The following is a 15629-nucleotide window of genomic DNA, read 5'->3' as shown; positions in this document are numbered from 1 at the left end:
GCAAGCGCCTATGGCCAAGGTATTCGTGATCGCCAACCAGAAGGGCGGTGTGGGCAAGACCACCACCACGGTGAATCTGGCCGCCGGGCTGGCTGCGCAGGGGCAGCGCGTGTTGCTGGTGGACCTCGATCCGCAGGGCAATGCCTCGATGGGCTCCGGCATCGACAAGCAGTCGCTCGAACACAGCGTGTACCAGGTGCTCGTGGGGCTGTCGACGGTGCAGCAGGCGCGCCAGCGTTCCGAGTCCGGCCGCTACGACGTGGTGCCCGCCAACCGCGAACTGGCCGGTGCCGAGGTGGAACTCGTCGAGTTGGACCAGCGTGAGCGCCGGCTCAAGCAGGCGCTGGCCGAGGTGGATGGCGAGTACGACTTCGTGCTGATCGACTGCCCGCCGTCGCTGTCCCTGCTGACGCTGAACGGCCTCTGCGCCGCGCACGGCGTGATCGTGCCGATGCAGTGCGAGTACTTCGCGCTGGAGGGCCTCTCGGACCTCGTCAACACGATCAAGCAGGTCCACGCGAACCTGAACCGCGAGCTGAAGGTGATCGGCCTGCTGCGCGTGATGTTCGACCCGCGCGTGACGCTGCAGCAGCAGGTGTCGGCGCAGCTGGAGGCCCACTTCGGCGACAAGGTGTTCAAGACCGTGATTCCGCGCAACGTGCGGCTGGCCGAGGCTCCGTCCTATGGCATGCCGGGCGTGGCGTTCGACGCCGCGTCGAAGGGCGCCAAGGCGTATCTCGATTTCGGCGCGGAGATGATCGCGCGCGTGCGGCAGCTCGGTTGAGCGTCGCGGATTAGGATAGAAGGATGGCGACCATGAGTACCGCGAAGAAGAAGGGCCTCGGCCGTGGACTGGAGGCACTGCTGGGCGGCCCCGCCGAGATCGTCGAGACCGCGAAGCAGGAGGGCGCGCCCACCGTGCTGCGCCTGGAACAGCTGCAGCCGGGCAAGTACCAGCCGCGCACGCGCATGGACGAGGGTGCGCTGCAGGAGTTGGCCGCGAGCATCCGCGCGCAGGGGCTGATGCAGCCGATCCTCGTGCGCCGTGTGGCCGAGCCGGACCGCTACGAGATCATCGCTGGTGAACGCCGCTTCCGCGCCTCGAAGATCGCGGGCCTGGACAAGGTGCCGGTGCTCGTGAAGGACGTGGCCGACGAGGCCGCCGCCGCGATGGCGCTGATCGAGAACATCCAGCGTGAAGACCTGAACCCGCTCGAGGAAGCGCAGGGCATCATGCGGCTGATCCGCGAATTCCAGTTCACGCACGAGCAGGCCGCCGAGTCGGTCGGCCGCTCGCGCAGCGCGGTGTCGAACCTGCTGCGCCTGCTGAACCTGGCCAATCCCGTGCAGACGATGCTGATGGCGGGCGATCTCGACATGGGTCACGCGCGCGCGCTGCTGGCCGTCGACGGCGCCAACCAGATCACGCTCGCCAACCAGATCGTCAACAAGCGGTTGTCGGTGCGCGAGACCGAGAAGCTGGTCACGTCGACGCTCAAGCCGTTCGACCTCAAGTCGCTCAAGCAGAAGACCGGCAACGGCACGCGTGACGTGGCGCGCCTGGAAGAAGAATTGTCCGATACGCTGGGCCTGGCCGTGCAGATCAAGCTCGGCGCGCGCGGCAAGGGTCAGCTGACGATCCACTTCACCAGTAACGACGCCCTCGACGGCGTGCTCACCCGCCTGCGCGAGCCTGCGGATGGCCAGCGCGTGGCCTAGCGTCATCCGCGCGTTACGGCAACCGCTTTGTGCCCCGGAGGCACGCGGTTGTCGGCCTGTTGCGACAATGCCGCGATGTCCGTCGCGGCGCTTCCCACAATCTGCGCGATAACCGAACGGCTTGCACCGTCGAAGGGCAGGGTGCACCGCTCGCGCGCAGGTCAAATCGCCATCATGCGGCCCGTTGCGCGCGCAATCCAATTACGTCTTGCGTCATTGCCGCGCAATATCCCGCCAGCCATCATGGAGGCGTGATAGCAACCGTTGTGCGCAACATGCTGCAAGCTAACTGAAAGCAGATTGACTCGTCTCGTGGATTCCCCGTAGAATCGTGCGGTTTGAATTCTGGCCGGACCCGAAAAGTTCCGGCCTGGAACGAGGCTAGGCAGGTGGTGGTACGAGACCGACAGCAAGACCCTTCGCTGGACCGTGCAGCGTCTCCGGATCAACCGAATACCGCTCGTCGTTACGACGACTGGAGCGATCGGGATGATGACTGGGGCGATGATGGCGCGAATGAAGAACAGGCTGTCGATCCGCTATCGCGTGCCGATGCGGTGACGCTGCTGGGCGAGCGTGCGCTGCGCCCGTCGCGGATGACACCAGCCAGGGTGGTGATGGCGCAGGTTGTTGTGACGCTGCTGTCGGCCTTGGCCTGGGCGGTGTTCGCGCAGGAGCAGGCGGCGTCGGGCTGGTCGGCGTTCTTTGGCGGCACGGTGTGTTTCGTGCCGAGCGGTTTCTTCGCGCTGCGCCTGTGGATGTCGCGCGGGCAGCCGTCGGTCGGCGGCCTGGTGGCCGGCGAGGCGATCAAGGTCTTCGGCACCGTCGCACTGTTCGTGCTGGTGGTGGTGCTGTACCGCGATCTGCGCTGGGTACCGATGCTGGTCACGTTCCTGTTGGCGCTGAAGACATATTGGGTGGCACTCGCGATTCGCTGAGTGGATTCCTGAAGCGGTGGCCGGATGCAAGGGTCGGCTGCCGATTCAAATGAGGCACCCCTCCGGAATATCAAGAGGTTTCAGTTTCACGCGCGGCGGGCCCACGAAGGGGCCAGTGCCGCGTGAGCAAGGTTTGCCCAGAACAACGAGGCGGCTTGCCTGGCGGTGACCGGTCACGTGACCGAAGGCCATGCAAGACGCGTACCGGGCTTCCGCCAGAGCGGGGGCCAGTACCTATCCATTTCGCAATATACGGTTCGCAACGACATGTCAGCAGAAGCTACGCAAGGCGCAGGGCATACGCTCACACCCTCAGGCTATATCGCCGAACATTTGCAGAACTTGAATTCGATCGGCGGGAAGCAGCATTCCGTGGTCGATTTCAGTGTCATCAACTATGACACGGTGTTCTGGTCCGTCCTGTGCGGCGTGCTCGCACTCTCGTTCCTCTACGCCGCCGCGCGCCGCGTGACGCCTGGCGTGCCGGGCCGCTTCCAGGCCTTCGTGGAAATGATCGTCGAGATGGTGGACGACCAGGCCAAGGGCATCATCCACGGCGACCGCTCGTGGATCGCCCCGCTGGCGCTGATGGTGTTCTGCTGGATCACCGTGATGAACGCGATCGACTTGATCCCCGTGGACTGGGTCACCGGCCTGAACCACCTGCTGGGCGTGTTCCACATCCACCTGCCGCACCACCGCGCCGTGGCCACTGCCGACCTGAACGGCACGCTGGGCATGTCCTGTGCCGTGCTGGTGCTGATGATCTACTACAGCTTCAAGATCAAGGGCGTGGGCGGCTTCATGCACGAGCTGTTCTCGGCCCCGTTCGGCGCCAAGTGGTACCTGGCCCCGTTCAACCTGATCCTGAACGTCATCGAATACCTGGCCAAGGCCGTCTCGCTCGGCATGCGGTTGTTCGGCAACATGTACGCCGGCGAACTGGTGTTCCTGCTGATCGCGCTGCTGGGTTCGATCTGGACGTTCAGCGGCGACCTGTCCGCGCTGGGCTTCGTCGGTCACGTGATTGCTGGCGCCGTCTGGGCCATCTTCCACATCCTGATCGTGCTGCTGCAGGCATTCATTTTCATGATGCTGACGCTGGTGTACATCGGCCAGGCTCACGATCACCACTGATTTCAAGGTTTTTGGTTTTTTGGTTTTTTGGTTCTAAGTCTCTCTCAATTTAAAGGAGTCATCATGCAAGCATATCTCGCCAACATCCAGGGTCTGACCGCTATCGGCATCGGCATCATCATCGGTCTGGGCGCCATCGGTGCCTGCCTGGGTATCGCCCTGATGGGCGGTAAGTACATCGAGGCATGCGCACGTCAGCCCGAGCTGATGAACCCGCTGCAAACCAAGATGTTCCTGCTGGCTGGCCTGATCGACGCGGCATTCCTGATCGGCGTGGGTGTTGCAATGCTGTTCGCCTTCGCCAACCCGCTGCTGGCTGTCATTCAGTAAGTCTTTTCGGTCTGCATGATGCTGACGGGCGGCGCAGGCCTCAGTCCGATGGCCTGGCCGCCCTTGTGCATTTATCTGTAGTTTGATTACCGAAAGGAACACACCATGAATCTGAACGCAACGTTTTTTGCGCAGATGGTCGTGTTCTTCATCCTGTGGTGGGTTGTTGCCAAATTCATTTGGCCGCCGCTGGTGAAGGCGCTCGACGAACGCGCAAAGAAGATCGCCGATGGCCTCGCCGCTGCCGAAAAAGGCAAGGCCGAGCTCGAACTCGCTAACAAGCGTGTGGACCAGGCTATGGCCGAAGCCCGCACCGAGGGTGCTCAACGCGTCGCTGACGCCGAGAAGCGCGCCCAGCTGACGGCCGACGAGATCAAGCAGAACGCCCAGGCAGAAGCCGCACGCATCATCGCCCAGGCCAAGGCCGAGGCGGATCAGCAAGTGACCCGCGCTCGCGAACAGCTGCGCGACCAGGTCGCCACGCTGGCCGTGAAGGGCGCCGAGCAGATCCTCAAGCGTGAAGTGAACGCGCAGGTGCACGCCGACCTGCTCAATCAACTCAAGGCTGAGCTCTAATCATGGCTGAAACCGCAACCATTGCCCGTCCCTACGCCGAGGCGCTGTTCCGCGTCGCGAGCGAAGCCGGTGCAGGCAACCTGGGTGCATGGTCCGAACTGGTGTCGGAGATGGGGCAGGTTGCTGCCAATCCCGACATGAAGGCGCTTGCCGACGATCCGAACGTTTCCGCCCAGAAGCTGGCGGAAGTGTTCCAGTCGGTGCTGAAGAGCCCGGTCAACGACGAGGCACGCCGCTTCGTGAACCTGCTGGCGGAGAACCACCGCCTGACGGTGCTGCCGGAAATCGCCGAACAGTTCCATGCGCTCAAGAACGCCCGCGAGGGGTCGTCCGACGTCGAGATCACCAGCGCTTTCCCGCTGGAGACCTCGCAAGTCAACGAACTGGTCGCCGCACTCGAACGCAAGTTCGGCCGCAAGCTGTACGCACAGGTGGCGGTGGACCCGTCCCTGATCGGCGGCGTGAGCGTCAAGGTCGGCGACGAAGTGCTCGACACCTCCGTGCGCGCGCGCCTGGCCGCCATGCAAGCCGCGCTGACCGCCTGACCGCAACGGCCGACGGATTGAAGAATTAGGAGCATTGTGATGCAACTGAACCCCTCAGAAATCAGCGAGCTGATCAAGTCCCGCATCTCGGGTCTTGGCGCCGACGCTGAAGTGCGCAACACCGGCACGGTGATCTCCGTGACCGATGGTATCTGCCGCGTGCACGGCCTGTCCGGCGTGATGCAGGGCGAGATGCTGGAATTCCCCGGCAACACCTTTGGCCTGGCGCTGAACCTGGAGCGTGACTCCGTGGGCGCCGTGGTGCTGGGTGAGTACGAACACATTTCCGAAGGCGACACGGTGAAGTGCACCGGCCGCATTCTGGAAGTGCCGGTGGGACGCGAACTGCTGGGCCGCGTGGTGAACACGCTGGGCCAGCCGATCGACGGCAAGGGCCCGATCAACGCCAAGGAAACGGACGTGATCGAGAAGGTGGCCCCGGGCGTGATCGCACGTCAGTCGGTGAGCCAGCCGGTGCAGACCGGCCTGAAGTCGATCGACGCGATGGTGCCGATCGGCCGTGGCCAGCGCGAGCTGATCATTGGCGACCGCCAGACCGGCAAGACCGCCGTGGCTGTCGACGCCATCATCAACCAGAAGGGCAAGGGCGTCTTCTGCGTGTACGTGGCAATCGGCCAGAAGGCTTCGACGATCGCCAACGTGGTGCGCAAGCTGGAAGAGCACGGCGCGATGGAATACACCGTCGTCGTGGCCGCTGCCGCTTCGGACTCGGCCGCCATGCAGTACCTGGCCGCCTACGCCGGCTGCACGATGGGCGAGTACTTCCGCGACCGCGGCGAAGACGCACTGATCGTCTATGACGACCTGACCAAGCAAGCCTGGGCCTACCGCCAGGTGTCGCTGCTGCTGCGCCGCCCGCCGGGCCGCGAAGCCTACCCCGGCGACGTCTTCTACCTGCACTCGCGTCTGCTCGAGCGTGCTGCCCGCGTGAACGAAGACTACGTGTCGAAGTTCACCAACGGCGCCGTGACCGGCAAGACCGGCTCGCTGACCGCGCTGCCCGTGATCGAAACGCAGGCTGGCGACGTGTCCGCCTTCGTGCCGACCAACGTGATCTCGATCACCGACGGCCAGATCTTCCTGGAAACCGACCTGTTCAACGCCGGTATCCGCCCCGCTATCAACGCCGGTATCTCGGTGTCGCGCGTCGGTGGTGCTGCCCAGACCAAGGTCATCAAGAAGCTGTCCGGCGGTATCCGTACCGACCTGGCCCAGTACCGTGAACTGGCTGCGTTCGCGCAGTTCGCCTCGGACCTGGACGATGCCACCCGCAAGCAGCTGGAGCGCGGCCGCCGCGTGACGGAACTGCTGAAGCAGCCGCAGTACCAGCCGCTGCAAGTGTGGCAACTGGCCGCGTCGCTGTACGCCGCGAACAATGGCTTCCTGGACAACGTGGACGTGAAGGACATCCTGCCGTTCGAGAAGGGCCTCCACGACCACCTGAAGACCAAGTTCGCCGATCTCGTCAACCGCATCGAAGATACCAAGGATCTGTCGAAGGACGACGAGGCCGCACTGCGTGCCGCGATCGAGGATTTCAGGAAGTCCGCCGCGTTCTAACCGCGTAATTCCACGGATCGTGCCGCGCGCCCGGAGTAACGGTGGCGCGGCGCGAAACGAATGGAGAGGAAGATATGGCCGGAACGAAAGAGATTCGAACCAAGATCAAGAGCGTGCAGAACACGCGCAAGATCACCAAGGCGATGGAGATGGTCGCCGCGTCCAAGATGCGCAAGGCGCAGGAACGGATGCGGAATGCCCGCCCCTACGCCGAGAAAGTGCGGAATATCGCGGCGCACCTGGCTACGGCCAACCCCGAGTTCAAGCATCCGTTCATGCAGGCCCGCGATGTAAAGCGCGCTGGCATGATCGTGGTGACGACGGACAAGGGCCTGTGCGGCGGCATGAACACGAACGTGCTGCGCGCGGTGACCAACGAACTGAAGACCCTGCAGGGCCGCAACGTGGACGTACAAGCGACCGCGATCGGTACCAAGGGCATGCAGTTCCTGGGCCGCATTGGCGCCAAGGTGGTCTCGCATGTGGTGCACCTCGGTGACACCCCGCATCTGGAAAAGCTGATCGGCGCGATCAAGGTCCAGCTCGACGCATTCGCCAATGGCGAGGTCGACGTGGTGTACCTGGCGTACACCAAGTTCATCAATACGATGAAGCAGGAGCCGATGGTCGAGCAACTGCTGCCGCTGGCAGCCGACAAGCTCAGCCAGACCGAAGACGAAAAGCGTGCCTACTCGTGGGATTACATCTACGAGCCTGACGCCCAGACCGTGGTGGAAGAGCTGCTCGTCCGCTACGTCGAAGCGCTGGTGTACCAGGCCGTGGCCGAGAACATGGCGTCCGAGCAATCGGCGCGCATGGTGGCCATGAAGGCTGCTTCCGACAACGCCAAGAACGTGATCGGCGAACTGCAACTGGTCTACAACAAGACCCGTCAGGCAGCGATCACCAAGGAACTGTCGGAAATCGTCAGCGGTGCCGCTGCGGTCTAAGGCGTCAAGTATTCAAGCTATCGGAGATACGAAATGAGTATCGGAAATATTGTGCAGTGCATTGGCGCCGTGGTGGACATCGAGTTCCCGCGTGACGCAATGCCGAAGGTGTACGAGGCACTCGTGCTGGAAGAATCCGGCGACTCGTCGTTTGCCGAGAAGGGCCTGACCTTCGAAGTGCAGCAGCAGCTGGGCGACGGCGTGGTGCGTACGATTGCCCTGGGCTCGTCCGACGGCCTGCGCCGCGGCATGCCGGTCAAGAGCACTGGCGCTGCCATCTCCGTGCCGGTTGGCCACGGTACGCTGGGCCGCATCATGGACGTGCTGGGTCGTCCCATCGACGAAGCCGGCCCGATCCAGGCTGACGAGCTGCGCGGCATCCACCAGAAGGCCCCGAAGTTCGACGAACTGTCGCCGTCGGTGGACCTGCTGGAAACCGGCATCAAGGTGATCGACCTGGTCTGCCCGTTCGCAAAGGGCGGTAAGGTTGGCCTGTTCGGCGGCGCCGGTGTGGGCAAGACCGTGAACATGATGGAGCTCATCAACAACATCGCCAAGCAGCACAGCGGTTTGTCGGTGTTCGCCGGCGTGGGCGAGCGTACCCGTGAAGGGAACGACTTCTACCACGAAATGAAGGACTCGAACGTGCTCGACAAGGTGGCCATGGTGTTCGGCCAGATGAACGAGCCGCCGGGCAACCGTCTGCGCGTGGCGCTGACCGGCCTGACGATGGCCGAGCGCTTCCGTGACGAAGGCCGCGACATCCTGTTCTTCGTGGACAACATCTACCGCTACACGCTGGCCGGTACCGAAGTGTCCGCACTGCTGGGCCGTATGCCTTCCGCCGTGGGCTACCAGCCGACGCTGGCCGAGGAAATGGGCAAGCTGCAGGAGCGCATCACGTCGACCAAGACTGGCTCGATCACGTCGATCCAGGCCGTGTACGTGCCTGCGGATGACTTGACCGACCCGTCGCCCGCCACGACGTTCCTGCACTTGGACTCGACCGTGGTGCTGTCGCGTGACATCGCAGCGCTGGGTATCTACCCGGCCGTTGACCCGCTCGACTCCACGTCGCGTCAGCTGGATCCGCAAGTCGTCGGCACGGAACACTACGAAGTGGCCCGCCGCGTACAGCAGACCCTGCAGCGCTACAAGGAACTGCGCGACATCATCGCGATTCTGGGCATGGACGAACTGTCGCCGGAAGACAAGCTGGCTGTGTCCCGCGCCCGTAAGATCCAACGTTTCCTGTCGCAGCCGTTCCACGTGGCCGAAGTGTTCACGGGTTCGCCGGGCAAGTACGTGCCGCTGAAGGAAACCATCCGTGGTTTCAAGATGCTGGTGGATGGCGAGTGCGATCACCTGCCGGAACAGGCGTTCTACATGGTCGGTTCGATCGACGAAGCCTTCGAGAAGGCCAAGAAGCTCCAGTAAGCGGTGGGTTTCGCCTTCATGCACCGTGGCAACTGCCGCGGCCCGCGTGGAGGCGAAAACTTGCTTCCTGGTATCGGGAAGCTAACGCTTTCAGGAGAAAGGATCTGATATGGCAACCATTCTTGTAGACGTCGTCAGCGCGGAAGCGTCGATCTTCTCCGGTCAGGCGAAGTTCGTGGCGTTGCCGGGCGAGACGGGTGAACTGGGTATTCTGCCGGGCCACACGCCGCTGATCACCCGCATCCAACCGGGTGCGGTGCGCATCGAGAAGGAAGACGGTAGCGAAGAGTTCGTATTCGTTGCCGGCGGTATTCTCGAAGTCCAGCCGAAGCACGTAACTGTGCTGGCCGATACTGCCATCCGCGGTAGCGATCTGGACGAAGCCAAGGCGCAGGACGCCAAGCGTGCGGCCGAGGAACTGATGCAGAACCAGGGCAGCGACCTGGACCTGGCGCGCGCACAAAGCGAGCTGGCCGTGGCCGCTGCGCAGCTGGCTGCCATCGCCCGTCTGCGTCGTAAGAAGTAAGCAGTTAAGTAGGACTGGCGCACCTGTTGTTTTTTCGGTGCGCCATGGAAAAAGGCAGCCATGTGGCTGCCTTTTTTGTTCGACGGGCGCTATATTTTCCTGCCTGGACCACAAAAAAAAGCGCGCGGGCCGGGGAGGCTCCGCGCGGACGGGAAAATCCCTTCGAGGGGTCAATTCGAAGGAACGGGTTCGGTCCAGGATTTACTCACGAGCGCATCGGAGTCTTCTCTCCGCATCCTTGGCGAGGTCTCCGACATCACGTCCGGGGAAACTCAAGCCACGCGCCGATCGGTCTTTCCTGGTGCTCCGGATCGGCAAGTTCTGACTTGCTGGTCCGGAAAATCGGGATACTGCCAAGCAAACTCTTCAGGCTTTCTTCCGCATCCCCTTATTTTTCAATGCTTTACGGGTGGGGACACTTCACACCAGCGCTTCGGTGTGTCAATGCATTGTGGGGGAAACTTCTGGGGATGGCAGTAACAAAATGTATCGTTTTGCAAGTAGTTGAAAGCCCGGCGAGTAAGAAACCGGCGTTTTAGACGCTTTTATGCGCCGATCGGGGCCCAATCTGCACACGGATCGCCGCAGCCCCGGCAAGCCAATGTTAAGACATTTAAGCGCTAGGCTACTGAATGCATTAGGTTTTCTGCGAATGCATAATCCGTACTCCCCACTTTTGGGGGATAAAGAAAACTCCCGCTTTAAAACTGTGTTCGGTAGCGCCTCTAGCGTTACGATTCGATACGGTTCAAGCGCACCCTTCGCCGCTTTGTTTCCTTCGTCGCCCTCCGCCGGGCGATTACACTGGCGCCAGTTCAGATTTTCCACGACGCGCCATGGCCATCGACCCCCAGATTCTCGCCTATTACCAACGCATGGCCGAGCAATACGCCGGCCAGCCCGTACCCGTTGATGCGTCCGCGCGCCGCGCACGCTTCGACGAGGTGGCCGCGCAGTCGTTAATCGACGACCCGGCGGGCATGGCCGTTACCGACATCACGATCGAGACCGGCACGGCGTCGCTGCCTGTGCGCCTGTTCCGTCCTGCCGATGTGGAACGCCCACGCCTGATCCTCTATTTCCATGGCGGAGGCTGGGTGGTTGGCTCGCCGCGCACCCACCACACGGTGGCCGCCTTGCTGGCCGAAGACACGGGTTGCGTGGTGGCCAGCGTCGATTACCGGCTCGCGCCGGAACACGCTTTTCCTGCGCCGTGCGATGACGCGATCGGCGCCGTGCGCGCGCTGGCGGCAATGCGCGAGGCGCTCGACGTCGATCCGACCTTCCTCGCCGTGGCCGGCGACAGCGCGGGCGCGCACCTCGCCGCCGTGGCCGCCCGCGAGGTCAATGCCGCCGCCGGCGCCCCGGTCGTCAACGCGCAGCTGCTGATCTATCCGGTCACCGCACCGGTGCTGACCACGGAGAGCTACCGCGCCTTCGCCGACGGTCCGGGCCTGACGCGTGACGAGATGGCCTGGTTCTGGACCCAATTCATCGGCGCCGATGCCCTGGTGCGTGGCCCCGAGACCACCGACCCGCGCATCCATTTGATGGCCACCGCGCCCTCGCGGCTGCCGCCGGCCAGCGTGGTGCTGGTCGCCGCCAACGACGTATTGCGCGATGACGGCCTCGCCTACGCCGATTTTCTCGTGCGCCACGACGCCCCGGTCGTCACGATCGAGGCCAGCGGTATGACCCACGGCTTCGCGCGCCTGCAGCCGGACGCGCCGCGCGCCCGCGAGTGGATGCGCCGCGCCGCGCAAGCCTTCGTCGGCATCTTCGACGAGGCATGACACCTTTCCCGGACACCGTGTGGCGGCGGGCATCCCTTAGAATGGCGGTCTTGAGAGGATGACCATGACCGCATTGCAGAACGATACCTTCCTGCGCGCGCTGCGCCGGCAACCCACCGAGTACACGCCGCTGTGGCTGATGCGCCAGGCGGGCCGCTACCTCCCCGAATACAACGCCACGCGCGCCCGCGCCGGCAGCTTCCTCGGGCTGGCGAAGAATCCCGCCTATGCGACGGAAGTGACGCTTCAGCCGCTGGATCGCTACCCGCTCGACGCCGCGATCCTGTTCTCGGACATCCTCACCGTGCCGGACGCGATGGGCCTCGGCCTGTCGTTCGCCCAGGGCGAAGGTCCGCGTTTCGCGCACCCGCTGCGCACGGAAGGGGATGTGGCCAAGCTCGCCGTGCCGGACATGGCTTCCCTGCAATACGTTTTCGATGCCGTGAGCGAGATCCGCCGCGCGCTGATCCAGGACGGCCGCCAGCGCGTGCCGCTGATCGGCTTCTCGGGCAGCCCGTGGACGCTGGCCTGCTATATGGTCGAAGGCGGCGGCTCGGACGACTTCCGCACGGTCAAGGCGATGATGTACGGCCGCCCGGACCTGATGCATCGCATCCTCGACATCAACGCCCAGGCGGTGTCGGCCTACCTGAACGCCCAGATCGAAGCAGGCGCCCAGGCCGTCATGGTGTTCGATACCTGGGGCGGCGCGCTGGCCGACGGCATGTACCAGCGCTTCTCGCTCGAATACATGCGCCGCGTGCTGGCCGGCCTCAAGCGCGAGCACGAGGGCCAGCAAATCCCGGCGATTGTCTTCACGAAGGGCGGCGGCCACTGGCTCGAGCAGATCGCCGAGATCGGCCCGGATGCCATCGGCCTCGATTGGACCGTGAACCTCGCCCAGGCCCGTCGCCGCACGGGCGGCCAGGTGGCGTTGCAGGGCAATATCGATCCGACGGTGCTGTTCGCGCCCGAAGCCGCCATTCGTGAGCAGGGGCGTGGCGTACTCGACACCTACGCGGCAGGCGGTGGCAGCGACGGCCACGTGTTCAACCTCGGCCACGGCATCTCGCAGTTCACGCCGCCCGAGAGTGTTTCCGTGCTGGTGGACGAAGTGCATCGTTACAGTCGCACCCTGCGCGGCGCGCGCTAACACAGGCTCCCGGCCGTTTGAAATACCCCGCGTCGCAGCGACGCGGGCCCGTGCGCCGGCCTTGTGCACGGGGAGGCTCACGGCAAGGGCTGTCAAGTAAACTATTTTTTGATTTGTCTCCAAAAAGGTGCCGATGGGTCGTTGTCAAGGCTTGACTTATGCACACTGATAGGTTTGCGGCAGTGCACGAGCGGGTTACCCCTTAACTCAGTTGGGGGGTCTTCGCAAGTCCTTGATTCATAAGACTTTGAATCTTCTTCAAGCGAGCCCGCGACAGCGATGGAACCTTGGATTCAAGCGCCTTCCGGGGAAGATGGAGCGACTTTTCAACAAAGTTATCCACAGGCACTTCGGGGGAGGTGGAAAACCATCCATGGATCATCGACTTAGGGTCACATTTGAAGTTTTACTTTAAGTTGATGTTGCGCCGCACACAGACTTTTCTCATGGTGTCGACCATGCGTCGCATGCACAACGATTGCGCATCTGGACTGCACCAGTCGGGGGTCCGTCGATGACCGCCACGGCGCTCGACGTCGCGCAAACATCACAGACATTGGAAGCCGATCCCGCCCCGGCACCAGCGCCGATCGTGCGCGTTGCGCTCGATACGCCCGCTGACGATTGCTTCGACTACGTCGCCGCGCACGATGTGGCGCCGGGTGACCTTGTCGTGGTGCCATTCGGCCGCCGCAGCATGGTCGGCGTGGCCGTGGAGATGGCCGACAGCAGCGATGTGCCTGCAGACCGCCTGCGCCCGGTGGAGCGCCATATCGGCTGGATGCCCCCGGTGAATGCCGAATGGATGGCGCTGGCGCGTTTCGCGGCGCGCTATTACCACCGGCGGCTGGGCGAGGTCATGCTGCCCGCGCTGCCGCCTTCCCTGCGCGAGGCCGAGACGTGGGACCGCCTCGGCCAGCGCGCCCAAAGCACGCAGTACCGGGTACGCGACGGGCAGGGCGACGCCTTGCTCGCCGCCGTGCCCACGCGCGCCCGCACCGCCCACGCGCTGGCTGCCGCCCTGGCCGCAACGCCGGACTGGATCGGCCTGACCGACGCCCGCGCGCTCTGCACCGCCGCCCCGGCCCGGCTGGCCGAATGGGAGGCCGCCGGCTGGATCGAATCGTCCATTGCGGCCCGCAGGCTGCTCGATATTGCGCCAGACCAGCCGCCCTCCGTCGCCCCCCCCCTTCACGACGAGCAGCGGCAGGCCGTGGACGCCATCGCCAATGCCGAAGGCTTCGCGCCGTTCCTGCTGCATGGCGTGACTGGCAGCGGCAAGACCGAGGTTTACCTGCACGCCATGGCGAGCCTGCTGGCCGCCGACCCCGCCGCACAGATCCTGATGCTCGTGCCTGAGATTAATCTCACGCCGCAGCTCCAGGCGCGCATCGCCGCCCGCTTCCCGCACGAGCCGCTGGCCGTGCTCCATAGCGGGCTGGCGGATCAGGAGCGCAGCCTGCAATGGCTGGCCGCCCATCGCGGCGAGGCGCGCATCGTTCTGGGTACGCGGATGGCGGTGCTGGCGTCGATGCCGCACCTGCGGCTGATCGTTGTCGATGAAGAGCACGATACGTCATACAAACAGCAGGAAGGGTTACGCTACTCGGCGCGCGATCTGGCCGTCTGGCGCGCCAACCAGTTGAAGATCGGCATCGTGCTGGGTTCCGCCACGCCGTCGATGGAGACCTGGCATCGGGCGGAGCAGGGCGCCTACCGCAAGCTCGTGCTGCGCGAGCGCGCCCAGGCAGACGCCGCGCTGCCCACGGTGCGGCTGATCGACCTGAACCATGAACGGCAGCGTCAGCGCCATCTGTTCGAAGGGCTGTCCGTGCCGCTGCTGGACGCCATTCAGCAACGGCTGGAGCGCGGCCAGCAAAGCCTGCTGTTTCTGAACCGGCGCGGCTATGCGCCGGTGCTGGCCTGCGATAGCTGTGGCTGGCTCTCCGGCTGCCCGCGTTGCTCGGCGTACCTGGTGCTGCACCGGCCGGAGCGCCGGCTGCGCTGCCACCACTGCGGGCTGGAATCGCCGGTGCCGCATCACTGCCCCGATTGCGGCAATGTCGACATTGCGCCACTTGGGCGCGGAACCCAGCGCATCGAGGAGGCCCTCGCCACGCGCTTCCCGGACGCCCGCATCGCCCGGATCGACGCCGATTCCACGCGCCGCAAGGGCACCGCGCAGGCGATGTTCGACGAAGTCCACGCGGGCGAGGTCGACATCCTGGTTGGCACGCAGATGGTGGCCAAGGGCCACGACTTCCAGCGCGTGACGCTGGTCGGCATCGTCCATCCGGACGCCGCGATGTTCAGTCACGACTTCCGCGCCGCCGAGCACCTGTTCGCGTCGCTGATGCAGGTCTCCGGCCGCGCGGGCCGGGCCGGGCTGCCGGGCGAAGTCCTGATCCAGACCCGTTACCCGGACGCCCCGGCGTTGCAGGCGCTGGTCCGGCATGACTATGATGGATTTGCCGCCAGCCAACTGCGCGAGCGCCGTCAGGCCGGCCTGCCGCCGTTCGCGTACCAGGTGCTGGTCACGGCCGAGCACGGCCAGCTCGAACGGGCGCTGGCCTTCCTCCAGGCCGCGCGCGAACGGGCCGATGCCTGTGCGCTGGCGCCAGAGGTGCAACTCCACGACCCGGTGCCGATGTCGATGGTGCGCATCTTCAACAAGGAGCGGGCGCAGATGCTGGTGGAAGCGAGCGCGCGCCCGGTTTTACAACGGTTTGTGAGCGAGTGGGTGCAAACATTTGGCGAGGTCGGCAGCGCCGTGAAGGGGGTGCGCTGGCAGCTGGAGATCGACCCGCTGCGGATCTAGACGGCGTGCAAAGTGTTGTAGTGGTGCAACCGTCGCCTCCCTTCGCAGGCTAAGGGGTTGCACTAGGTTGCACCTCGCAATTTTCCGAGGGTAATATCGCGGCAGCCCTGAAGCGGCCGGGGCTCG

General features: G+C 64.3%; 14 protein-coding genes. All 14 read left to right on the top strand.

The features are described 5' to 3' along the window. The first annotated feature begins 10 nt into the window (after positions 1 to 10). The 14 genes from BM115_RS24055 (at position 11) to BM115_RS23990 (ending at position 15503) form a co-directional block, all read left to right on the top strand. Positions 11 to 784 (top strand): ParA family protein, encoded by a 774-nt coding sequence (locus BM115_RS24055; RefSeq protein ID WP_092300345.1) that lies wholly within the window; start codon positions 11 to 13, stop codon positions 782 to 784. A gap of 32 nt (positions 785 to 816) precedes the next feature. Continuing rightward, on the top strand, positions 817 to 1719 hold the full coding sequence (locus tag BM115_RS24050; protein ID WP_092300434.1) for a ParB/RepB/Spo0J family partition protein: 903 nt from the start codon (positions 817 to 819) through the stop codon (positions 1717 to 1719). A gap of 389 nt (positions 1720 to 2108) precedes the next feature. Beyond that, entirely contained in the window at positions 2109 to 2657 is a 549-nt protein-coding gene (locus BM115_RS24045; RefSeq protein ID WP_092300343.1) for an ATP synthase subunit I, read from the top strand. A gap of 267 nt (positions 2658 to 2924) precedes the next feature. Beyond that, complete coding sequence (gene atpB / locus BM115_RS24040) at positions 2925 to 3794, top strand: F0F1 ATP synthase subunit A (RefSeq protein WP_092300340.1); 870 nt, start codon at positions 2925 to 2927, stop codon at positions 3792 to 3794. A 63-nt stretch (positions 3795 to 3857) separates the two neighbouring features. After that, positions 3858 to 4124: a F0F1 ATP synthase subunit C gene (gene atpE, locus BM115_RS24035; RefSeq protein WP_092138471.1), complete on the top strand. Its 267-nt coding sequence runs from the start codon at positions 3858 to 3860 to the stop codon at positions 4122 to 4124. Positions 4125 to 4229: 105 nt separating this feature from the next. Further along, the gene (locus BM115_RS24030) at positions 4230 to 4700 is read left to right on the top strand and encodes a F0F1 ATP synthase subunit B (protein WP_092300337.1); all 471 of its coding nucleotides are present in this window, start codon (positions 4230 to 4232) and stop codon (positions 4698 to 4700) included. Between the two features lie 2 nt (positions 4701 to 4702). After that, positions 4703 to 5245, top strand: coding sequence for a F0F1 ATP synthase subunit delta (locus tag BM115_RS24025; protein WP_092300334.1), 543 nt, complete (start codon positions 4703 to 4705; stop codon positions 5243 to 5245). Between the two features lie 39 nt (positions 5246 to 5284). Further along, positions 5285 to 6826 (top strand): F0F1 ATP synthase subunit alpha, encoded by a 1542-nt coding sequence (gene atpA, locus BM115_RS24020; protein WP_092300331.1) that lies wholly within the window; start codon positions 5285 to 5287, stop codon positions 6824 to 6826. 74 nt (positions 6827 to 6900) lie between these two features. After that, positions 6901 to 7776, top strand: a complete 876-nt coding sequence (atpG, locus tag BM115_RS24015; RefSeq protein WP_092300327.1) for a F0F1 ATP synthase subunit gamma — start codon at positions 6901 to 6903, stop codon at positions 7774 to 7776. A 33-nt stretch (positions 7777 to 7809) separates the two neighbouring features. Beyond that, a complete protein-coding gene (gene atpD, locus BM115_RS24010) occupies positions 7810 to 9213 on the top strand; it encodes a F0F1 ATP synthase subunit beta (RefSeq protein ID WP_092300324.1) in 1404 nt (467 codons plus the stop codon). A gap of 109 nt (positions 9214 to 9322) precedes the next feature. Continuing rightward, complete coding sequence (locus BM115_RS24005) at positions 9323 to 9739, top strand: F0F1 ATP synthase subunit epsilon (RefSeq protein ID WP_092300321.1); 417 nt, start codon at positions 9323 to 9325, stop codon at positions 9737 to 9739. An 836-nt stretch (positions 9740 to 10575) separates the two neighbouring features. After that, entirely contained in the window at positions 10576 to 11532 is a 957-nt protein-coding gene (locus tag BM115_RS24000) for an alpha/beta hydrolase (protein WP_092300318.1), read from the top strand. A 64-nt stretch (positions 11533 to 11596) separates the two neighbouring features. Continuing rightward, a complete protein-coding gene (gene hemE, locus BM115_RS23995; protein WP_092300431.1) occupies positions 11597 to 12685 on the top strand; it encodes a uroporphyrinogen decarboxylase in 1089 nt (362 codons plus the stop codon). A 514-nt stretch (positions 12686 to 13199) separates the two neighbouring features. Next, positions 13200 to 15503, top strand: coding sequence for a primosomal protein N' (locus tag BM115_RS23990; RefSeq protein WP_092300315.1), 2304 nt, complete (start codon positions 13200 to 13202; stop codon positions 15501 to 15503). The last annotated feature ends 126 nt before the right edge of the window (positions 15504 to 15629 follow it).

The sequence above is a fragment of the Cupriavidus sp. OV096 genome (assembly GCF_900115455.1).
Lineage (GTDB): Bacteria > Pseudomonadota > Gammaproteobacteria > Burkholderiales > Burkholderiaceae > Cupriavidus.
Note: the sequence above shows the minus strand (reverse complement) of the source record. Positions and strands in the feature narration are given on the sequence as shown.